Source organism: Salipiger bermudensis, assembly GCF_017309175.1.
Taxonomy (GTDB): Bacteria; Pseudomonadota; Alphaproteobacteria; order Rhodobacterales; family Rhodobacteraceae; genus Salipiger; species Salipiger bermudensis.
On the sequence record NZ_JAEKJV010000004.1, the window covers coordinates 306,071 to 327,364 of the forward strand.

Consider the following 21,294-nt stretch of genomic DNA (forward strand, 5'->3'; position numbering starts at 1 on the left):
GGGTGGTATCCTTAGAGAGAGGAAACGAGGTGGCCGCCATCGACGGCGATCTCGGAGCCGGTCATGAAGCTGCCCGCCTCGGAGGCCAGCAGCAGCAGCGGGCCGTCAAGCTCGGACATCTGTCCGAGCCGGCGCTGCGGCACACGCTTGATCAGCGACTTGCCGGCGTCGGAGGCAAAGAAGTCGCGATTGAGATCGGTTTCGATATAGCCCGGGCAGAGCGCGTTGACGCGGATGCCGTGGCGCGCCCATTCCAGCGCGAGGCTCTTGGTCATCTGCACCACGCCGGCCTTGGCGGTGGCATAGGCGGCAAGGTTGCCGGCCACCCTCAGGCCGAGGATCGAGGCGATGTTGACGATGCTGCCGCCGGTCCCCGCCGCGGTCATGCCGCGCGCCGCCGCCTGCGCGATGCGGAACACGCCGGTCAGGTCGGTGTCGATCACCCGGCCCCAATCCTCTTCCGAGGTCTTGAGCGCCGGGCCGTCCACAGTGACGCCGGCGTTGTTGATCACGATGTCATAGACCGCGCCCGAGAACGCCGCCGCGACGCTTTCCGGATCGGTCACGTCGAGCGAGACGGAGCTGGCGCCGCGTCCGATCCCGGCCACCGCCGCCTCGAGCTTCTCGCGCCGGCGCGCGGCCAGCGTCACTTCGGCGCCGTGCGTGGCGAGGATCTGCGCGAAATGCAGCCCCAGCCCCCCGGAGGCGCCGGTCACGATGGCGCGCTTGCCTGTCAGGTCCGTCATGGTCTCCTCCCCTCTTGCCTGCCTCAGTAGGATTTCGGCAGCTCGAGCACGCGCTCGGCGATGAACGACATGATCATCTCGCGCGTCACCGGCGCGATGCGCGGCAGCACGATCTCGCGGAAATAGCGCTCGACATGGTATTCTTTGGCGTAGCCGAAGCCGCCATGGGTGCGCACCGCCCGGTCGCAGGCCTCGAAGGCGGCGTCGGCGGCGAGAAACTTGGCGGCGTTGGCCTCGGCGCCGCAGGGCTCGCCGGCATCGTAGAGCCGGGCCGCCTGCCAGACCATCAGGTCGGCCGCCTCGAGCGCCATCCAGCTTTGCGCCAGCGGGTGCTGGATCGACTGGTTCTTGCCGATGGGGCGGCCGAAGACGACGCGCTCGTTGGCGTATTCCGCCGCCTTCTGAAGCGCCCGGCGACCGACGCCGATGGCCTCGGCGGCGACGAGGATGCGCTCGGGGTTGAGGCTGTCGAGCAGCAGCTTGAAGCCCTTGCCCTCTTCGCCGATGCGATCCTCTTCCGGGATCACCAGCCCTTCAATGAAGATGGCGTTCGAGTTCACCGCGTTGCGGCCCATCTTGTCGATCGGGGTGATGGCGATCTTGTCGCGATCCACGTCGGTGTAGAACAGCGTCATGCCATCGGTGGGCTTGTTGCAGTCCTCGATCGGCGTGGTCCGGGTCAGCAGCAGGATCTTGTCGGCATTCTGCGCCGTGGAGGTCCAGACCTTCTGGCCGTGCACGATGTAGTTGGCCCCCTGCTTCACCGCACGGGTCGAAATGTGGGTCGTGTCGAGCCCGGCATCGGGCTCGGTGACGCCGAAACAGGCCTTGGAGGTGCCGTCGACCAGCGGCGGGATCATCCTGTCCTTCTGCTCCTTGGTGCCATGCTTGACCATGGCGTGGGGACCGAAAAGGTTGATGTGAATGGTCGAACAGGCCGAGATCGCGCCCGCGGAATTGCCGATGGTCTGCATCAGCAGCGCCGCGTCGGTCACGCCGAGATTGGCGCCGCCATATTCCTCGGGCATCGTGATGCCCAGCCAGCCGGCCTCGGCCATCGCGGCGTGGAACTCGTGCGGGAACTCGTGCTTGTTCTCCTTCTCGAGCCAGAACTCGTCGTCGAAGCGGTCGCAGATGCGCTTGACGTTGTCGACGATCTGGCGCCGCTCGTCGGTCACCTCGATGCCGATGGGCAGATCACGGGTCTTCATGGCTTACTCCTCCCAAGTGTCCCGGGTCGCGGCGCGGGCGCGCGGACCTCAGGGGTTCCTGTTGAACACGCCGGCCCGGAACAGCTTGCCGGGCAGCGGATGGTTGACGATTTCTTCGGCGATCTGCGCCACCCCGAGCAGCGCCGGGATGTCGATCCCGGTCTCGATGCCCATGCGGTCGCAAAGCAGCGCGAGTTCTTCGGTGGCGATGTTGCCGGCGGCGGACCTGTTGCCGGCGAACGGGCACCCGCCCAGCCCACCGACCGAGGCGTCGAACCGCGCCACCCCGAGCTCGAGCCCGGCCATGGCGTTGGCGATCCCGAGGCCGCGGGTGTCGTGCAGGTGCAGCGCCACCGGGTAGTCGGGCCAGCGCGTGCGCACCGCCTCGACCAGCGCCCGGACCTGCAGCGGATCGGCGGCGCCGATGGTGTCGCAGAGATAGATGCAGCTCGGCGGTTGTCCGGCCTCCTCGCAGACACCGACCAGATCGGCGACGCGCTCGAGCGCCTTGGCGACCGGGATGTCGCCCTCGTAATTGCAGCCGAAGGCGGTGAAGAGATAGACCGGCCCGCGCCCCAGACCGTGCTCGGTATAGAGCGCCCGCAGCTTGCGCTGGCCCTCGAGCTGCTTCTCGGGGGTCGAGTTGTTGTTGCGCGCCAAGAAGGTGTCCGACGCGCTGCCAGAGGTCAGCGCGGGCAGGCTGAGACCGCTCTCGGCGGCCTGCAGGAAGCCCTTGGCGATGAGCCACATGCAGCCATAGGTGACGCCTTCGCGCTTGCGGATGCCCTCGGCGATCTGCGCCACGTCGGCCATCTGCGGCACCACCTTCGGGTTCACGAAGGAGGCGCAGTCGATCTCGGGCACGCCGGTCTCGGCCAGCGCCTCGATCAGGCGGATCTTCTCCGAGGTCGGGATGCCCGCGGGTTCCGACTGGAACCCCTCGCGGGCGCCCTCCTCGACGATGTGCACCTTGCTCGGAAGCTCGCTCATGCCGCCCTCCTCAGCGCCCGGTCCAGACCGGCGGGCGCTTCTCTGCGAAGGCGGCCATGCCTTCCTTGGCATCCTCGGTCAGCGGCAGCAGACCCACCTGCGCCTCCATGAAGGCGATGGCCTGATCGGTGGTCATCCCGGCCATGGAATTCAGCGCGTGCTTGCCGCGCCGGATCGCGGTGGGCGACTTGTCAGCCACCCGTCCCACAAGCCACGCCACCTTGGCATCGAGCTCTTCGGGATCGCAGACGTAGTTGACCAGCCCCCACTCCATCGCCTCGGAGGCGGAAATGAACTCGCCGGTGTAGCACATCTCGGCGAAACGGCGCGGCGGCACGGTGGCCTGCAGCAGCGCCGCCACCTGCATCGGGAAGACCCCGACCTTGACCTCGGGAAGACCGAACTTCGCCGGCCGCGCCGCCACCGACATGTCGCAGAGCGCCAGCAGCCCCATGCCCCCGGCAAGGCAGTGGCCATTGATCCTGCCCACCACCGGCACCGTGGTGCGGCGCGCCGCGCGCAGCAGGTTGGCGTAGGCGGTCATCGGGTTGGCATAGTCGAAGCCGAAGGTGCCCGCCTTGGGGTTGAGATCGGCGCCCGAGCAGAATGCCTTATCGCCGGTGCCGGTCAGCACGATCACCCGCACCGCCGGATCCTGCGAGGCCGCCTCGAGCGCAGCGGTCAGCGACAGGATCAGCTCCTCGTTCAGCGCGTTGCGCCGCTCGGGACGGTTCAGCGACAGCGTCAGGATGCCGTCCTGCAGGTCGCTCAGAAGGATCTCAGAAGTTGACATCATGGCCCCCTTTCAGCGCCAGCATCTCGCGGGCTTCGTCCGGGGTGGCGACCGCCATCCCGAGATCCTCGACCATCTTCTTGGCAAAGGCGACCTGGTCGGCATTGCTTTGTGCGAGTGTGCCGCGGCCGAGCCAGAGCGAATCCTCGAGCCCCACCCGAAGGTTGCCGCCGAGCATCACCGACTGCGCCGCGATCTGCATCTGCTTGGCGCCCGCGCCCAGCACCGACCACTGGTAGTCGTCGCCGAACAGCCGGTCGGCGGTGCGTTTCATGTGCAGGATGTCCTCGGGATGCTGGCCGATGCCGCCGAGGATACCGAAGACGCTCTGGATGAAGAATGGCGGCTTGAGCAGTCCGCGATCGACGAAATGCGCGCAGGTGTAGAGATGACCGATGTCGTAGCACTCGACCTCGAACCGCGTGCCGTTGTCGGCGCAGCGGCTGAGGATCATCTCGATATCCTCGAAGGTGTTCTTGAAGATCCGGTGCTTGGATCCCTCGAGATAGGGCTCCTCCCAGTCGTGCTTGAACGCCTTGAAGCGGTTCAGCATCGGGTAAAGCCCGAAATTCATCGACCCCATGTTGAGCGAGGCGACCTCGGGCGCGTAGCGCAGCGCCGGCGCAAGCCGCTCCTCGGTGGTCATCGTGGTCGAGCCGCCGGTGGTGATGTTGAGCACCGCACCGGTCTGCTGCTTGATGACCGGCAGGATGTTGGCATAGGCCTCCACGGACTGGTCGGGCACGCCGGTCTCGGGGTCCCGGGCATGCAGGTGGATGATCGAGGCACCGGCCTCGGCTGCTGCGACCGCGGCGGTGCTGATCTCCTGCGGGGTCACCGGCAGGTGCGGCGACATCGACGGCGTGTGGATCGAGCCGGTGATGGCGCAGGTGATGATCACCTTGCGGGGCTGTTTGGTTTTGGTCTCGCTCATGTCTGTCTCCTCCCTCTTCACCTTGCCGCGCGTCTCAGCGCAGCGTCTCCGCCTCGGCGAGGAGGGCCTCGCGGTCGTCGGGATGGGCGATGCCCGCGAGCGCCAAGGCGCGCTCGTAGACCGTCTTGTTGCGCAGGCTGGCGGTGCCATGTTCGGTGACCACAGTCTCGACGAAGGTGCGCGACAGCGACACCACGTTGGCGTCGAGCCGGGTCACGATGCGCGGCTTGCCCTTGTTGGTGCGCGACCGCAGCCCGAGCAGGAACGCCCCGCCCTCGACCTGTCCGCCGACCGCGAAGTCGATCAGCCCGCCCATCGAACCGGCCTGCTTGCCGCCGATGGTTTCGGCGTTAACCTGCCCCAGCAGGTCGATCTCGAGCGCCGAGTTGACCGAGAAGACGGTCTTGCGGGCGACGAAATCCTCGGGCCGGTGGGTGGTCATGGCGCTGGCCATGGCGATGTCGGGGTTGTTGTCGACCCAGCGGTAGAGCTCGGCCGAGCCGAAGATGTCGCCGGCATGGGCCTTGGGGCTCTCGGCCGTGGCGCAGCCGGCCTTGATCAGCTCCATCGTGGGATCGGTGAAGGTGTTGATGAAGCGCAGATCCCGCGCGCCACGCGCCATCAGCGCGTTGGCTGCGGCCAGCGGAATGCCCCCGACCCCGAGGCTGATCGAGGCGCCGTCGGGGATCATCCCCGCGATGGCGGTGCCGATGGTCTCGTCGATGTCATCGAGCGGACGGTTGGGATACTCGGCCAGGGGCTCTTCCTGCTCGACCAGCACGTCGATCTCGGAGGCGTGGACCCGGCTGTCTCCGAGGGTGCGCGGCACGTTGGGATTGACCTGCGCGATCAGCACCTTGGCGCTGTGCACGATGCCCTTCACCACGGTGCAGTTCAGCCCCATGCTGTGATAACCCTCTTCATCGGGCGGCGAGACCTGGATCAGGCCCACGTCGAACGGCGTCTCGAGCAGGTAGCGCGCGGTTTGCGACCAGGTCAGCGGCAGGTAGTCGGCCTTCACGTCGGCGGCGGTCTTGCGCAACAGCGTGCCCGGCAAGAACCACGTCTTGAAATGGATGTTCTCGGCGCAGGGCATCTGCAGGAACTTGTAGCCCGACAGCAGCATGCCGCTGGTGACGGTCAGGTCGCGCAGATGTGCCGCGCGCTCCCAGAGCGCCGAGGTCAGCGCGCCGGGCTCGGCGCTGAGATGCGGAAACACCACCGACATGCCGCTCTCGATGCGGGTGACGGCCTCGGCGGCGCTGGTGGTGACGGGGGTCTTGGTCATCGTCTCTGTCCTGCTGCTGGCATCACGCGGCGGGGGCCTGGGCGATCACCCCGGCCTCGATCAGCGCCTCGACCTCGGCCTCGGGCAGCACCTCGAGTGCGACCTCGCGCGAGTTCTGCCCGACCTCGGGCGCACCGACATGGTTCGCGGGACGCGCGCCGTCGAAGCGCATGGGCGCCCGCAACAGGCGCAGCCCGTCGTCGCGGGGCGGCTCGTACATGTCGAGCCACTGCATCTGCTCGTGCTCGGTAAGCTCGTCGGGCGTCACCACCGGCGCATAAGGCACGTCGTTGGCGATCAGCCGCCGCTCCCATTCGTCGCGGTCGTGTTTCAGGAAGGCCGCCTCAACGACGGGTCGCAGCTCGAAGTAATGCGCGCGGCGATCATCATAGGTCGCAAAGCGCGGATCCTCGAGCAGGTCAGTGCGCTCGATGGCGCTCAGCATGCCCTTGAAGAATTTCGGCGAGGACGACATGTGCAGGGTGATCGCCTGCCCGTCGGAGGTCTTGAGCGCAAAGCTCTGCGCCGCCGGGTGGCGCGACTCGCGATGCGGGGTCTCGCCGGTCTCGAAATACTGCGTCATGGCGTCGACGGTGATGGTGGTCATCGCCTCGAGCAGCGAGGTCTTGACCTCGGAGCCACCTTGCCCCGTGCCCTTGAAGCGCCCGACCAGCCCGGTCACGATGCCGATCACCGAGACCAGCGCCGTCGTCAGGTCGCCGATGCAGGTGCCGGCAAGGCGAGTGTTGTCCTTGTCGCTCATGATCGACAGGAAACCGCTCATGCTGAGTCCGATGGTGTCATAGGCGGCGCGGTCGCGCCACGGACCGCCATCTCCGAAGCCCGAGACCGAGGAATAGACCAGGTCGGGATTGATCGCGCGGGCCGCGTCGGAGCCCAGCCCCAGCGCCGCCATCTTGCCTGGGCGGGTGTTCTCGATCAGCACATCGAAGCCCGGCAGCAGCGCCTTGATCAGCGCGATGCCCTCGGGGCGCTTGAGATCGACGGCGAGGCTCTTCTTGCCGGCGTTCATCTGGTTGAAATAGGCGTTCTTCGCCCCCTCGCCGCGGCGGAACGGATCTCCGCCGCGCGGCGATTCAACCTTGACCACGTCGGCGCCGAGCGCCGCGAGGATGGTGCCGCAATAGGGGCCGGCGACGAAGGCGCCGAAATCGAGCACGCGGATACCGTCGAGCGGTCGTGTCTGGCTCATGCTCCGCCCTCCCCGACCGGCAGGAAGTAGGGCAGTGCGAAGGCCTCGTCGAAGCGGATCACCTTGCATTCGAGCGGCATCCCGACCTTGAGATCAAAGCGCATTCCCTCGGGGATGCCCGAGACCAGCCGTACGCCCTCTTCGAGATCGACCAGCGTGATCACGTAAGGCACCTTGGGGCCGAGCATCGGATGCACCGCGTGGCGCGCCTCGGCGAAGGAGTTGAGCGTGGCGCGGCCCGAAGCGGGCTTCCAGCCGGTGTTGAACGAGCGGCATTTCGGGCAGATCGGCGAGGGCGGATGATGCGCCGCGCCGCAATCGTTGCAGCAGTTGAGATGCAGCGTGCCCTCGGCCAGATGCCGGTAGTACGGCTGTTCGAGATACTCGTCGGAAGGTCTGATGACAGTCATGCGCGCCCCAACACCATTGAGCTTGCCCCGCGAAGGGTGACGAAGGCGGTTTCGGCGCCCTCGACCTGATTGTGAGAGTCGCCCCGAAGCTGCCGAACGCCTTCGGCAATCGTGTTGAGGCCGTGGAAGTAGCCCTCGGAGAGAAGGCCACCATGGGTGTTCACCGGCAGCGGCCCGCCGGGTCCGTTGCCGCCCGAACTCAGGAAGTCCGCCGCCTCGCCGCGGCCGATGAAGCCGAAATCCTCCAGCGCGATGGGCACCATCATCGAGGTGGCATCGTAGATCATCGCCACGTCGATATCGCTGGCCGAGAGCCCCGCGCGCCCGAAGAGCTGCTGCGCCGCGCCCTCCGGGGCGAGGCTGTAGGTCTTTTCGGCATAGAGATACATCGGCACCGAGCCCGGGAAGATGTACTGCCCGGCCGCCAGCACATCGACGGCCTTGCCCGAAAGCTGGCGCGCTTTCTCCTGGCTGACGATGACCATCGCCATCGCGCCGTCCGTCTCGAGGCAGTAGTCGTAGATCCGCAGAGGGTGGGTGATGACCCGGCCGGCGCGGTAGTCGTCGAGGCTCAGGCTCTTGTCCTTCAGCAGCGCCCGCGGATTGCGGTTGGCATAGGCCCGCTGGGTCACCGCCACGCCGCCGAGCATGTCGGTGAAGCGCTCTTCGTCGAGCCCATAATGACCCATGTAGCTTTGCGCGTAGAGCGCGTGGTGCTGGCCCGGCACGAGCAGCCCGAAGGGCGCGGAATAGATGTCACCGGGCGGTTCGGGCTGGCGCGAAACCAGCCAGTCGCCCTCTTCCGCCAGCACCCGCTCGCCGCGTCCGAAGCGCACGCCGGACCGGGCGTTGAGCGCGCGGTAGAACACCACGCAGTTCGCCAGCCCGGCCTCGATCGCCGCGGAGGCCTGCGCGACCGCACCGCAGCAGTTGACGCCACCGAACTCGGTTTCGCCGTAATAGCTCAGCGAGGGCAGGCCGAGCGCGTTCACGATCGCCGCCTCGGACGTGTTGTCCCAGGTGTAGCGCACCAGACCGTCGATATCGTTGACCTCGAGCCCCGCATCCTCGAGCGCGCCGAGGATGGCCTCGAGCGCCAGCTTGAGTTCGCTGCGGCCGGAATTCTTCGAGAACTCGGTCTGACCGAGTCCGACAATGCTTGTCTTCATGTCCTGCTTTCCTCGGCACGCCTAGGGGCGATGCCTGTCCTCCTCGTCGCTCCCCGCGACACCCCTGACGCTACTGACTGGCTATTCAGTGGTCAAACGCGCCAGCCGGGTTTTCCCGGGCGTCCCGCCTTGGCCTATGCCTCCCATAGGAAGCCCGCGGCCTTTGCCCCCGCCAGATTGACGGGGGCGTCAGTCAGGCCTCTGCTGGCGTCGATTTCACACGACATGTCAGTTGAGGGAGGAACCGAACATGCGAGGCGTCGTCTTCACGGGGAACAGCACGCTCGAGGTGATGAACTTCGAGGATCCGAAAGCCGGGCCGGGACAGGCTGTGGTCCGGATGAAGGCCTCTGGCATGTGCGGCAGCGATCTTCACTACTATCGTGCCGAGAGCATGGCCAAGCTGATGGTGCAGCTCGGGCTCAAGAGCTTTGCCGACCGCGGACTGCCCGACGATACCCCGATCATCGCCGGCCACGAGCCCTGCGGGGTGATCGAGGAGGTCGGGCCCGACATCGACCCCAAAGTGCTCAAGCCCGGCGACCGGGTGATCGTGTTCCACTACGAGGGCTGCAATTTCTGCGAGCATTGCCGTGGCGGCTGGACCCAGATGTGCGAGAACGGCGTCGAGCCGCACGGTGTCGCCAAGCATGGCGGCCATGCCGAGTTCCAGCTGGTGCCGGCCTCGACGCTGGTCAAGATGCCCGACGAGCTGAGCTTCGTCGGTGGCGCGGCGGTGGCCTGCGGCACTGGCACCGCCTATTATGCGCTGGTCCGCATGGACGTGAGCGCGCGCGACCAGCTGGTGGTCTTCGGCCTCGGGCCGGTGGGCCTGTCGGCGGTGCAGCTGGCGGCGGCGATGGGTGTCGAGGTGATCGGCGTCGACATCGACCCGGGACGGGTCGAGGCAGCAAAGGCCTATGGCGCGGCGCACGTCATCAACGCCAAGACCCACGACCCTGTCGAAGAGGTCAAGAAGCTGACCCGCGGCAAGGGCGCCTCCTGCGCCATGGACTGCGCCGGCGGCGACATCGCCAAGCAGCAGGCGGTGCGCTGCACCGCACCCTGGGGTCGCATCGCGCTGGTCGCGGTGGGCGGCAATCTCAACGTGGTGGGCTGGAACGACATGATCGTCGGCCAGCGCACAGTGATCGGATCGTGGACCTTCTCGATCAACGGCATGAAGGACTGCGCCGAGTTCATCGCCGACCACGGCGTCGAGGTCGACAAGGTGTTCTCGGACCGCTGGGACATCGAGGAGGCCGAAAAGGCCTACCAGATGTTCGACAAGCAGACCGGTGGCAAGGGCGTCTTCGTATTCTGAGACCAAGGGCGGCGCGACCTCCACGCCCCGCCCTTTCTGCGCGCCCCGGTTCTCCCGCGGGGCGCGCCTTTTTGTTTCGCCCAAAAGCGCTGCGCCCGTCTGGCAAACCCGGCCGGCGCTGAATAGTGCGGCAGCTCCGGGCCATGCGCCACGCCTTTGCCCGCCAAAGGAATCCGCGCTGGCCCGCATTTTTCCTGCCTCGCCGTTCGGGCCGGGATGATACCCTGAACCCAACTCTGCGTGGCCACGGCCTGCGGCAACCGGGACGCCACCGGCGCTGGCCGGCCACCACGTCACGCGACCTTCAGGAGGAGTGGAGCTCATGAACGAGATCAAGTCGGACATCTCGCCCGCACGCGACGGCTATGTGGGCACCCGCCCGGTGCGCCCCGACGGCGTGCCCAAGGTCACCGGCGCGGCGCGCTATGGCAGCGATTACGCCCCGGCGGGGATGATCCACGGCAAGGTGCTGCGCTCGCCGCATGCCCATGCCCGTATCCGCGCCATCGATACCTCGAAGGCCGAGGCCCTGCCGGGCGTGCACGCGGTGGTGACCGGGGCCGACTTCCCGGATTTTCCCGATGCCTATGCCGGGCCCGAGCGCATCGAGAAGAACATGTTCCACGAATCCTCGAACGTCATGGCGCGGGGCAAGGTGTTCTACCACGGCCACGCGCTCGCCGCCGTTGCCGCCCGTGACGAGGCGACCGCCAAGGCCGCGCTGAAGCTGATCGAGGTCGACTACGAGGTGCTGCCGCATGTCATCAGCATCGATGAGGCCATCGCCCCCGGCGCGCCGCAGGTGCATGACGGCATGACCACCCGCAACGTCACGCCGGCCCCCACGACGCCCTCGAACATCACCCGGCGCTGGGAGGACAGCCTCGGCGATGTCGCCGCGGGCTTTGCCGAGGCCGACGAGGTCGTCGAGCTGACCTTCGACAGCGTTCCGGTGCACCAGGGCTATATCGAGCCGCATGCCTGCGTGGCCGAGTACGAGACCGACGGCAGCTCGCAGCTCTGGGTCTCGAGCCAGGGCCATTTCACCATGCGTGACCTGACCGCCAAGATGACCGGCATGTCGCCGGGCGACATCCGCGCCAGCGCCGCCGAGATCGGCGGCGGCTTCGGCGGCAAGACCAAGGTCTATCTCGAACCGGTGGCGATGATGCTGTCGAAGAAGGCCGGGCTCCCGGTCAAGATGACCATGTCGCGCGACGAGGTGTTCCGCGCCACCGGCCCGGCCTCGGACAGCAAGATCCGCGTCAAGATCGGCGCAAAGCGCGACGGCACCATCACCGCCGGCGAGATCGAGCTCTACTACAATTCCGGCGCCTTCCCCGGCGCGCCCTTCATCAATGGCTGCCTCTGCGCCTTCGGGCAGTACAACATCGCCAACCAGCACGCGGTCGGCCATGACGTGCTCTCGAACCGCGCCATGACCGCGGCCTACCGGGCGCCCGGCTCGACCCAGTCCTGCTTTGCCGTCGAGGGCGTGCTCGACGTGATCGCCAAGAAGATCGGCATGGATCCGATCGACCTGCGGCTGAAGAACGCCATCACCGAGGGCACCCGTCAGCTTGGCGACCGCACGGTGACCCACAACGGCTTCGTCGAGATCCTCGAGGCGCTCAAGGCGCATCCCGACTACGCCAAGCCGCTCGGCCCCAATCAGGGCCGCGGCGTGGCGGCGGGCTACTGGCACAACATGTCGGGCCATTCTGGTGCCACCTGCCTGATCAACAGCGACGGCGTCGTCACCATCGCGAATTCGAGCCCCGATATCGGCGGCAGCCGCGCCTCGATGGCGATGATGGCGGCCGACACGCTCGGCGTGCCCTACGAGGACGTGCGCTCCGAGATCCACGACACCGCGTCGGTGCCCTATGGCGATCTTACGGGAGGCAGCCGGGTGACCTTTGCCACCGGAAAGGCCATCGTCGGCGCCTGCGAAGAGGTCATCGACCAGCTCAAGCAACGCGCCGCCGAGATCTGGGGCGTCGAGGTCGAGGCCGTGGAATGGGCCGGCGGCGCGGCGCACCCGTCCTCGACCAATGTCGGCAAGTTCGAGCCGCTGACGCTCAAGGAACTGGCGGCGGATGCCAGCGCCACCGGCGGGCATTTCGGAGCCTCCTACGGCAAGACCATGTCGGGTCACGCACCGGGACTGAGCGCGATGTTCTGCGATGTCGAGGTCGATCCCGACACCGGCGCCACCAAGATCCTCAACTTCGTCAGCTGCCAGGACGCCGGGCGCGCCATCCACCCCGCCTATGTCGAAGGGCAGATGCAGGGCGCCTGCGTGCAGGGCATCGGCTGGGCGCTGAACGAGGGCTATGTCTACGGCAAGGACGGTGTGTTGCAGAATTCCGGCTGGCTCGACTACCGGATGCCGGTGGCCTCGGACCTGCCGATGCTGCAGGCGATCATCGTCGAGGTGCCCAACCCCTTCCACCCGTTCGGGGTGAAGGGCGTGGCAGAGGCGAGCATGGTCTCGGCGCTCGGCTGCGTCGCCAACGCTGTCTCCGCCGCCACCAAACGCCGGATGACCTCGCTGCCGATGAACCCGCAGACCGTGCTCAAGGCGCTCGACGAGCGCGGCGAAGAGCTCTGATCAACGGCCCCTGCGCCGCGACCCGGCGGCGCAGGGGTGCAGGGGGCCGAGCACAGGATCAAACGGCCTCGCACGGAGCGCATCCGTTCGAGCTTGCGATCGGGACAAGAGCGGCTCAGGCCGGCCGGCGCGGCGGCAGATCGAGCCGTGCGACGATGCCCTCGAGCGCCGGATCGGGTGCCGGGTAGAGATCCATCACCAGCGGATCATGACCGGGGATCACGTGATCCCAGCAGCCGCCCGCGAGCTCCAGAATGATGCGGAAACCCTCGGCCATCGCATCGGCATGCAGGATCGACGGGAACGGCACACGCTGCTTCGCATTGGCAAAGAAATGCGCCGCGTCCGAGGCCACCACCACCCAGCCGCGCGCGGTCCAGACCCGCACCACCTGAAGCCCGTCCGTGTGGCCGCCGATGCGGTGCACGCTGAGCCCCGGCACGATCTCGGCGCTGTGGTCGTGGAACACCACGCGGTCGCAATGCACGCAGCGCACCAGGTGCACCACATCCTCGATCTCGTAGCCGCGCCGCAGGACCGGCGCGCACATGCAGCGCCCGGTGGCGTAGGACATCTCCGTGTCCTGCAAGTGAAACCGCGCCTGCGGAAAGCGGTGCAGGTTGCCAGCGTGGTCGTAATGCATGTGGGTGAGGATCACGTCCTCGATCCGGGCCGGATCGAGCCCGAGAAGCCCGATGGCATCCGCCGGGGACCGCATGTAGCCGTCGCCCCGGCGCTCCGCCGAGGCATCGCTCGAGCCGGTGTCGATCAGGAACACCCGGTCCGAGCGCTGCGCCACCCAGACATAGAAGTCCAGGTCTGCATCCGCCTCGTGCATGTCGCCGCCCTGCAGGTTCTGCCCGAGCGTGCGTGGCCCGTTCACCGCATATTTGATCGCGTAGAGCGCGAAGGGCTCCATGACGTGCGCGCGTACCGCCGCCCTCAGGCGGGGGCGCGCATCTCCTCGGCGGCGGCCTGCACCGCGCGGATGATCTTGTCATAGCCGGTACAGCGGCAGAGGTTGCCCGCCAGCCAGAAGCGGATCTCTTCCTCGGTCGGGTCCGGATTGCGCTCGAGCAGGTTCTTCGCGGCGACGATGATGCCCGGGGTGCAAAAGCCGCATTGCAGCGCGGCCTCCTGCAGGAAGTGCCGTTGCACCGGGTGCAGCTCGCCGTGATCGGCGACGCCCTCGATGGTGGTGATGGTCTTGCCGCCGGCCTCGGCGGCGAGCATCAGGCACGAACACGTCACCCGCCCGTTCACCTCGATCGAGCAGGCACCGCAATCGCCCGACCCGCAGCCCTCCTTGGAGCCGGTCAGGTTGAGCTCGTCGCGCAGCGCCGAGAGCAGGGTCTGGTCGGGACGGGCGAGGAATTCGACCTCGTCGCCGTTGATCGTCGTGGTCACATGGAGTTTGGCCATCTGCTGTCCTCCTCGGTCAGGTCTGGGCGCGGGCGAGCGCGGCGGCGACGGTGCGCTTGAAGATCACCCCCGCGATGCGGATGCGGTACTCGGCGGTGCCACGCTTGTCGTCGATCGGGCGGCAGACCCCGCGCACCGCCTCGGCGGCGCGCTCGAGTGCCGCATCGTCGAGCGTGGTGCCCACCAGCGCCTCCGAAGCCGCGGGCACCAGCAGCGCCGTCGGTGCCACCGCGCCGATCGCCACCCGGGCGAAGCTGCAGGTGCCGTCCGCATCGAGCACGAGATTGACCCCGACGCCCACCACCGCGATGTCCATCTCGGTACGCGGGATGAAGCGCAGGTAGGCGTCGCCCGCACGTTCGGGGCGTGGCGGCAGGTTGATCGCGACGATCACCTCGCCCTTTTCCAGACTGGTCTTGCCCGGCCCGGTGGGGATCTCCTCGACCGGGACCTCGCGGCGGCCCTTCGGGCCGACCACGCTGGCGCTCGCACCGGCAGCGATCATCGCCGGGACGCTGTCGGCGGCTGGCGAGGCGTTGCAGAGGTTGCCGGCGGGGGTCGCGCGCGACTGCACCTGCATCGAGCCGATCAGGTCGATCGCCTCGAGCACACCGGGCCAAGCCTTGCGCAGCCCCGCATGTTCGTTGATCTGGGCGCCGCAGACCGCCGCGCCGATGTGGAAGCCCTCGGCGTCCTCGGTGATCGAGACCACCTCGGGGATTGCCTTGATGTCGACCACAAGCTCGGGCGCGCGCAGCCCCGCGCTCATCTGCACGACAAGATCGGTGCCGCCGGCCAGCACATGCGCGGCACCTTGCTCGGCTGCCAGAAGGCCGACCGCCTGCTCGATGGACGTTGCGGATACATACTGCATCTGTGTGGGTTCTCCTCCCTTGGACCGGGCGAGCGCCTGCGCGCCCCGGTCCGCACCTTGTCCCAGTGTCGCCCCTGCCCCCGTTTGCGGCAAGGCACTTGCCCCGGCGGATGGCGTCGCAGAGGCGTTGCCAATGCCCGGAACAGGCTTCCCGGATAGGTGGGCGGGGCAGGACCGACCGGCGCGCGATACGCTCCGGTCGGTCGCGGGCTCAGGTGAGCCAGAGCGTGATCGCCGGGAACGCCAGCAGCAGGCCGAGCGTCACGAACTCGGCGATGATGAAGGGCGTGACACCGGCGAAGCTCGATCTGAGATCTGTCTTGGTCGATGAGCCGGTGACGAAGACCACCATGCCCAGCGGTGGCGTTACCAGCCCGATCTCGGTGGTCTTGATCATGATCACCCCCCACCAGACCGGGTCGAAGCCGAGCCCAGCCATCAGCGGGGTCGAGATCGGGGCGGTGAGGATCAGCACCGCCGCCTGGTCCATGAACATGCCCAGGATCAGGTAGATGAACACCACGATCAGCATCGCCTGCACCGGCGTCATGCCGCTCTGGGCGATCCATTCGAGCAGCGTGTCGGTGATCTTGGTGAAGGAGATGAAGTAGCCCACCACGTGCGCGCTGATGATGATCATCATGATCATCGAGGTGATCCGCATGGTGCCGCCGAGCGCATGGTTGAAGCCGCGCTGGGTCATCCGCCCCGAGAAGACCGAGATGATCAGCGCCCCGAAAGCCCCGATGGCCGCAACCTCGGTGGGGGTTGCGATGCCGCTGTAGAGCCCGCCCAGCACCACCACGATCAGCACGAACATCGGCCAGACGCGCCCGCCGCGCTCCTCGGCCATGGCGCGTTCTTGATCCGCGTTGCTCGGGCCCCATTCGGGCTTGACCCTCAGGGTGATCGAGATCTTCAGGATGTAGCCCAGCATGGTCAGGATCCCGGGGATGATCCCGGCAAGGAACAGCCTCCCGATCGAGGTCTCGGTCACAACACCGTAGATCACGAAGGCCACCGAGGGCGGGATCATGATCGCCAGCGTACCGGCGATCGAGATCGTGCCCACCGCCAGCGACGGCGCGTAGCCCGCCTTCATCATCGCCGGGAACGAGGCCCTCGCGAGGCTTGCCGCCGAGGCGGTGCTGCTGCCGGTGGCGGCAGCATGGATGGCACCCGCGAAGATGCAGGCCATGGCGAGACCGCCGCGCACCTTGCGCAGCAGCCGGTTGCAGGCCAGCAGCAGGTCGGTGGCGACGCCGCCGCAGGCGAGAAACTCGGCCATCAGGATGAACATCGGAATGGTCAGCATGATCGAGTTAGCGACGGTGCCGTGCACCACCTTGCCGAGCAGGGTCTCGATCATGCTCATCGGGACCAGCATGTTGAGGCTGATCACCCCCGCAATCCCGAGCGCGTAGCCGATGGGCACCGCGAGCACCATCAGGCCGAGAAGGATGGCAACGCCGATTGCGAAGGTCATACGGCTTCCTCCTCGATCTCGTGGGACACGTCGAGCCCGGCTGCGGGGCCGATGGTGGTCAGCAGCAGGCGCAAGGAGAGCAACCCCATGCCGATCGGGATCCAGATCCAAGACCAGTGCCACGGCCAGTCCACCACGCCCATGTCGACGGAATTGGTGCTGTAGGCATCCCACCAGTTGTAGCCCGAGAGCCAGGCCAGCTGGGCGCAGTAGATGCCGCTGGCGAGGAGGCCCACGCGCAGCAGGATGTCACCGACCTTTCGCGGCAGCGCGTGCAGCAGGAAGGTGATGCGGATGTAGCCCCCGGTCCGGAACGCCCAGGCCATCGGCATGCAGATCAGCCCGACCATCAGGTAGTTCTCGGTCACGAAGAGGTTGAAGTTCAGCGGGCTGTTGATCGCGTAGCGCAGCAGAGCGTCGGCGGTGTTGAGCACCATCGCGATCAGCATCATCAGCGCGGCGATCACTGCCGCGGCGACCTCGACCGGCGCCAGCACCCGGTTCAGCGCGCGATAGATCGGTGATCCCGGCGCGGGATTGTCTGTCATCTGTCCTCCTCCCGGCAGGCGCCAACGGCATGTGCCCGATGTCCTGCCCTGTTTCGGCGCAACGCGCCGCCCGTATCTCCTGAGCCGGGCCGCGCCGGTCGCGGCGCACCGGCAATCTCGCATTACGCGAAGTTTGCCCACACATGGTCTTACCTTCTAAGGCCGTGGCGGATCAATTCGACCACCCCCCTATGTCGGCCATAGGCACAGGCGGTCGGTGGCCGTACTCATGCCGGGACCCGCTATGCGCATCTTGCCCGAGGCCCTACAGTCATGGCGCATTCTGAACACGCCTTCAGGGTCAACCGGAGCCTCAAGCGGCGAACCTCCCCCACCAAGCTGGGCCGAGCGTAGCCGCATTGGTCTGGTAACTGAACCCTCAGTCAGGCAAAAAGGATGCATCTTAGATCTAGTAGGGAGGAGATCTTGTGAAACGGACTGGATTGATCGCGGCGCTGACGCTTGGCACCGCCCTGACATCGACCGCGGCCACCGCGGAAACGCTGATCGTCGCCACCGACCTGCCTCCGACGCATTTCGTGTCGGTGCAGGGGGTCGAGCGGCTGATGACCTGCATCACCGAAGGCGCCGGGGACGCCATCGATTTCAACTATTTCCCCTCCGGCCAGCTGGTCAAGCGCGACGAGGGGGTCTCGGCGCTTCAGAAGGGGCTCGCGCAGATGACCTTCTCGACCATCGCGGCCGAGACCGCGACGGTGCCGCTGCAAAGCGTGACGCTTCTGCCCGGCATGTCGGAGTCGGCCGTGGCCGCGGTCGAGGCGTGGCGCGAGGCGATCAGCCGGGACGGTGTGCTCAAGGCCGAGCTCGACGAGGTCGGCGTCAAGCCGCTTCAGCTGAGCCTGCTGGCCCCCTACCAGATCATGGGCACCAAGACCTATGCCGAGGTGTCGGACTGGTCGGGCCAGAAGATCCGCACCACCGGCTCGGCGCTGAACTTCCTGGTCGAGTCCATCGGCGCGGTTCCGGTCGAGATGTCGGCCAACGATCTCTACACCGCAATGCAGCGTGGCACCGTCGACGGCACCATCCTGTCCTTCGCCAGCGCCACGCCCTACTCGGTCAACGAGGTCGCCACCCACATGAGCGCCAATGCCAGCTTCGGCACCTCGGCCTCGTGGATCGGCATGAGCCAGGAGGTGTTCGACGGGCTGCCCGCCGAGGTGCAGACCGTGGTCGACGAGTGCGGCAAGAAGACCGAACTCGAGCTCGCCGCCTGGGTCGACGAGAACGAGGGCAGGCTGCGCGACGAATACGCCTCGCAGGGCATCGAGATCTACGAGCTGACGCCCGAGCAGGTCGAGGCCTTCTCGACAGCGATGGAACCGGTTGAGAGCAATTTCGTGGCACGGCTCAACGATCGCGGTCTGCCAGGCCAGGACGCGCTCGACGAGTTCAAGGCCGCGCTCTCCGACTGACGCGCGCCACATCGCGGGATGACAGGGGAGCGGGCCTGATGCGCCCGCTCCCCTTTCTGTTTGTCGCCGTCGCTTTGAGCCGAACGTTCGGACCATAGGCCAGCGCGAAGGCCGCAAGAGGCGGCAGGGGCGCGATATTTCCGGGTCAGATCGTGCATGATACACGATACTACATGACGAGAGCGGCTCGATCCCGAGCCAGACCAATTCGAACAGGGAGGTGCGGATGCCCGCAAACTACAAGCAACTGGCCAGCGGCATGTTCTACGAAGAGCTCGAGCCGGGCACGACTTACAAGCATTCGATCACCCGCACCGTCACCGAGGCCGACAACCTGCTGTTCTCCACGCTGACCTACAACATGGCCTGGCTGCACGTGGATGACGAGTATTGCCGCAATGAGTCGATCTTCGGCAAACGTCTGGTGAACAGCAATTTCACGCTGTCGCTGGTGGCCGGCGTGCAGGTGCACGACATGACCCTCGGCACCACGCTGGCCAACATGGGCTATTCCGATGTGAAATTCCCCAACCCGGTCTTCATCGGTGACACGATCTACACCGAGACCGAAGTGATCTCGAAGCGCGAGTCGAAATCGCGCCCCAATGCAGGCCTCGTCGAGTTCGAGACCCGCGGCCTCAACCAGCGCGACGAGGTCGTGGTGATCCTGCGCCGCACCGGCATGATGATCAAGAAATCCTCGCTCGAAGAGGACAGCTGACCGCGGCCCCGCCCCGCGCCCTGAGGCCGCGGGGCGGGGCCCTTCTCAGACCTTCTCGGTCTTTGCCATCATCTCGAGATAGCCGTCGCGGCGGCTGGGGTCGACGGTCAGCGGTCGGTCGTAGGACGGATCGCTGGTGTCGCGTGCAGGGCCGCGCCCGGCATTCATGAAGGCCTTCACCGGCTCCGGCAGGATCGCCCGCGTCGAGGTGAAGGAGGTCAGATCGTCCATGTCGGGGATCTCGTCCATCATCGACCAGTCGCGCAGCGTCACCCGCGCCGCGATGCGCCACTCCCCGTCCCGCTTGTCGAGCCGGTCGACATAGCGCCCGCCGCCCAGAGTCAGCGGCTTGCCCTTGCGATTCATGCACACGAACATGAAGTAGGTCTCGGAATGGGCCGTGTCGCCCTCGATCTCCACGGTCTGGTTCAGCAGGCAATGCTGGTGCGACAGATGCGCCGCGCCGTGCTGGCCAAGTGCCCATTCGACGAACTCCTCGGGCGTGCCGACGAACTTGCCATGCTCATCGAGACAATCCGGATGAAAGGCCGACAGGATCAATGCGCGGTCGAAGCGGTCGACGCCCCGGCAATACCGGACGAGACATTGCCGGATCTGTTCGCGATCCCAGAGCTCTGCGACCATTTGCTCGAGTGATGGTTCTGCGCTTGCCATGGTCTCCCCCCAATGGTTGTGGCCGCGCTCGGGCGGCGGATCTCGTCTCGGGAGACAGTATGCAGGTTGCGCCCGCTCCGGCGAGAGGCGGCACCTGCGCGCATAGCCGCCGCCTATGCCGGGCGGAGGAAACGCATGGCACCGCGCCCTGATATCCGGAAACGGGCCGAACCGGCGGCCCGCCTGCCCTACACTCAACGACGACGCCGCCCCACCGGGCGGCTTGTGACAGAGATGGGAGGATCTGCCATGAAGATCGGTATCGTCGGCGCCGGGCGCATCGCCAGCGCCCTCGTCACCAGGCTCGCCCCGAAGGGGCACGAGCTGATGATCAGCAATTCGCGCGGTGCCGAGGCGGTTCGCGAGACCGCCGAGGCGCTCGGCTGTCATGGGGGCTCGGCCGAGGAGGCGGCGCAATTCGGCGATGTGACGGTGGTCACCGTGCCGCTCAATGCCTTCGACACCCTTCCGGCCGATGCCATAGGCCAGCGCATCGTGATCGACACCTGCAACTACTATCCCGGTCGCGACGGCGTGCATCCCGAGTTCGAGGGCGGCGGCGAGACCACCAGCGGCCAGTTGCAGCGCAAGCTGCCCAAGGCCCGCGTCGTCAAGGCGTTCAACTCGATCATGTCGCCGCATCTCGAGCAGGGTGGCAAGACGCCCCCGTCCGGCGGCACCCCCGCCCTGCCCATCGCCAGCGACGACGAACAGGCCGCCACCGTGGTCTCGCAGATCGTGAGGGATGCCGGGTTCGAGCCGGTCCATGCCGGCCCGCTGGCCGAGAGCTGGCGCTTTGAGCGCGCCCGGCCGGTCTATTGCCGCCCGCTCGACGCGCGGGCGCTGCAGGCGGGGCTCGCAGCCACCCGTCCGGAGGATTTCGTGCCCGAGAACTCCTGGAAGGACTAAGACGCCTCCCTGATCCGGCTTGCGATCAGCCTGCCGCCTCTCCCGGGCGGCGGGCTTCCTCACCTTGCAGGAAGTCGAAACGATAGACCCGCCGGGCGATCTTCCAGCCCTCGGCGGTGCGGCGGTAGCTGTCGGAATACTCGACGAGGCTGCGCGGCGTCACCCGGTCCGAGATCACCCCCTCGCGCGGGGCCGGCTCGCGGAAGACGATGGCGTAGGACGAGCCGGTGGCGCTGTCCTCGTCGATGACCTCGACGATCTGGTTGGTCGCCACATGCCGCCCCAGCCGATCCTTCGGATAGCGCCCGATCCAGTCGCGGATCGCGGCGCGTCCCTCGATCGGCACCGGCTCGACCGCAGGCTTGTAGACCGCGTCCTCGGTATAGATCGCTGCGAAGGCATCGGGATCGAGGTGATCGAGGTGGCGGCAGTAGAGCACCGTCAGCTTGGCGCACTCGTGTTCGATCAACATCCGTTGCACGGGGTCCATCGGATCTCCTCCCTCGTGAGTTTCCGTTCAAAGTGAACGGG

21 protein-coding genes are annotated in these 21,294 nt (G+C 67.0%); 5 read left to right on the forward strand and 16 right to left on the reverse strand.

Annotated elements, in window-relative coordinates; all coding sequences use genetic code 11:
* Nucleotides 1-11: 11 nt before the first annotated feature.
* From JF542_RS07845 to JF542_RS07885, 9 genes are read right to left on the reverse strand one after another with little or no spacing between them, the layout of a single operon-like run.
* Entirely contained in the window at nt 12-746 is a 735-nt protein-coding gene (locus JF542_RS07845) for an SDR family NAD(P)-dependent oxidoreductase (protein WP_207075419.1), read from the reverse strand.
* 23 nt (nt 747-769) lie between these two features.
* A complete protein-coding gene (locus tag JF542_RS07850; RefSeq protein WP_207075420.1) occupies nt 770-1,957 on the reverse strand; it encodes an acyl-CoA dehydrogenase family protein in 1,188 nt (395 codons plus the stop codon).
* A 48-nt stretch (nt 1,958-2,005) separates the two neighbouring features.
* Nucleotides 2,006-2,947, reverse strand: a complete 942-nt coding sequence (locus tag JF542_RS07855) for a hydroxymethylglutaryl-CoA lyase (protein ID WP_207075421.1) — start codon at nt 2,945-2,947, stop codon at nt 2,006-2,008.
* A gap of 10 nt (nt 2,948-2,957) precedes the next feature.
* On the reverse strand, nt 2,958-3,740 hold the full coding sequence (locus JF542_RS07860; RefSeq protein WP_040545672.1) for an enoyl-CoA hydratase/isomerase family protein: 783 nt from the start codon (nt 3,738-3,740) through the stop codon (nt 2,958-2,960).
* Complete coding sequence (gene kce, locus JF542_RS07865) at nt 3,727-4,674, reverse strand: 3,5-dioxohexanoate:acetyl-CoA acetone transferase (protein ID WP_207075422.1); 948 nt, start codon at nt 4,672-4,674, stop codon at nt 3,727-3,729. The genes JF542_RS07860 and kce overlap by 14 nt, the downstream gene beginning before the upstream one ends.
* A 34-nt stretch (nt 4,675-4,708) precedes the next feature.
* On the reverse strand, nt 4,709-5,962 hold the full coding sequence (locus JF542_RS07870; RefSeq protein ID WP_207075423.1) for an acetyl-CoA hydrolase/transferase family protein: 1,254 nt from the start codon (nt 5,960-5,962) through the stop codon (nt 4,709-4,711).
* Between the two features lie 22 nt (nt 5,963-5,984).
* Nucleotides 5,985-7,175 carry a CaiB/BaiF CoA transferase family protein gene (locus tag JF542_RS07875; protein WP_207075424.1) on the reverse strand — a complete coding sequence of 397 codons (1,191 nt, stop codon included), beginning with the start codon at nt 7,173-7,175 and terminating at the stop codon, nt 5,985-5,987.
* On the reverse strand, nt 7,172-7,585 hold the full coding sequence (locus JF542_RS07880; RefSeq protein WP_007802197.1) for a Zn-ribbon domain-containing OB-fold protein: 414 nt from the start codon (nt 7,583-7,585) through the stop codon (nt 7,172-7,174). Before JF542_RS07880 ends, JF542_RS07875 begins: the two co-directional genes overlap by 4 nt.
* Complete coding sequence (locus JF542_RS07885; RefSeq protein WP_207075425.1) at nt 7,582-8,754, reverse strand: thiolase C-terminal domain-containing protein; 1,173 nt, start codon at nt 8,752-8,754, stop codon at nt 7,582-7,584. Before JF542_RS07885 ends, JF542_RS07880 begins: the two co-directional genes overlap by 4 nt.
* A 250-nt stretch (nt 8,755-9,004) precedes the next feature.
* On the opposite strand from JF542_RS07885, the gene JF542_RS07890 reads away from it, so the two are divergent.
* Both JF542_RS07890 and JF542_RS07895 read left to right on the forward strand, forming a co-directional pair.
* Nucleotides 9,005-10,078: a zinc-dependent alcohol dehydrogenase family protein gene (locus tag JF542_RS07890; RefSeq protein WP_040545676.1), complete on the forward strand. Its 1,074-nt coding sequence runs from the start codon at nt 9,005-9,007 to the stop codon at nt 10,076-10,078.
* A gap of 322 nt (nt 10,079-10,400) precedes the next feature.
* Entirely contained in the window at nt 10,401-12,692 is a 2,292-nt protein-coding gene (locus tag JF542_RS07895) for a xanthine dehydrogenase family protein molybdopterin-binding subunit (protein WP_207075426.1), read from the forward strand.
* 115 nt (nt 12,693-12,807) lie between these two features.
* Here JF542_RS07895 and JF542_RS07900 read toward each other — a convergent pair whose 3' ends face one another.
* The 5 genes from JF542_RS07900 to JF542_RS07920 all read right to left on the reverse strand — a co-directional run bounded on the left by JF542_RS07900 (nt 12,808) and on the right by JF542_RS07920 (nt 17,022).
* Complete coding sequence (locus JF542_RS07900) at nt 12,808-13,611, reverse strand: N-acyl homoserine lactonase family protein (protein ID WP_207075427.1); 804 nt, start codon at nt 13,609-13,611, stop codon at nt 12,808-12,810.
* Between the two features lie 23 nt (nt 13,612-13,634).
* Nucleotides 13,635-14,114, reverse strand: a complete 480-nt coding sequence (locus JF542_RS07905; RefSeq protein ID WP_007802241.1) for a (2Fe-2S)-binding protein — start codon at nt 14,112-14,114, stop codon at nt 13,635-13,637.
* Nucleotides 14,115-14,130: 16 nt separating this feature from the next.
* Complete coding sequence (locus tag JF542_RS07910; protein WP_040545680.1) at nt 14,131-14,988, reverse strand: FAD binding domain-containing protein; 858 nt, start codon at nt 14,986-14,988, stop codon at nt 14,131-14,133.
* 211 nt (nt 14,989-15,199) lie between these two features.
* Complete coding sequence (locus tag JF542_RS07915) at nt 15,200-16,474, reverse strand: TRAP transporter large permease (protein ID WP_207075428.1); 1,275 nt, start codon at nt 16,472-16,474, stop codon at nt 15,200-15,202.
* Nucleotides 16,471-17,022, reverse strand: coding sequence for a TRAP transporter small permease (locus tag JF542_RS07920; RefSeq protein WP_040545683.1), 552 nt, complete (start codon nt 17,020-17,022; stop codon nt 16,471-16,473). The genes JF542_RS07915 and JF542_RS07920 overlap by 4 nt, the downstream gene beginning before the upstream one ends.
* A gap of 428 nt (nt 17,023-17,450) precedes the next feature.
* On the opposite strand from JF542_RS07920, the gene JF542_RS07925 reads away from it, so the two are divergent.
* Nucleotides 17,451-18,458 (forward strand): TRAP transporter substrate-binding protein DctP, encoded by a 1,008-nt coding sequence (locus JF542_RS07925; RefSeq protein ID WP_207075429.1) that lies wholly within the window; start codon nt 17,451-17,453, stop codon nt 18,456-18,458.
* 226 nt (nt 18,459-18,684) lie between these two features.
* Nucleotides 18,685-19,179 (forward strand): MaoC family dehydratase, encoded by a 495-nt coding sequence (locus tag JF542_RS07930; protein WP_040545685.1) that lies wholly within the window; start codon nt 18,685-18,687, stop codon nt 19,177-19,179.
* Between the two features lie 45 nt (nt 19,180-19,224).
* On the opposite strand, the gene JF542_RS07935 is transcribed toward JF542_RS07930, so the two are convergent.
* Nucleotides 19,225-19,854, reverse strand: coding sequence for a nuclear transport factor 2 family protein (locus tag JF542_RS07935; RefSeq protein WP_207075430.1), 630 nt, complete (start codon nt 19,852-19,854; stop codon nt 19,225-19,227).
* Nucleotides 19,855-20,103: 249 nt separating this feature from the next.
* Between JF542_RS07935 and JF542_RS07940 the strand changes: the two genes are divergently transcribed.
* Nucleotides 20,104-20,763: an NADPH-dependent F420 reductase gene (locus JF542_RS07940; RefSeq protein WP_207075431.1), complete on the forward strand. Its 660-nt coding sequence runs from the start codon at nt 20,104-20,106 to the stop codon at nt 20,761-20,763.
* Nucleotides 20,764-20,788: 25 nt separating this feature from the next.
* Here JF542_RS07940 and JF542_RS07945 read toward each other — a convergent pair whose 3' ends face one another.
* Nucleotides 20,789-21,253, reverse strand: coding sequence for a nuclear transport factor 2 family protein (locus tag JF542_RS07945; protein ID WP_207075432.1), 465 nt, complete (start codon nt 21,251-21,253; stop codon nt 20,789-20,791).
* Nucleotides 21,254-21,294: the final 41 nt, after the last annotated feature.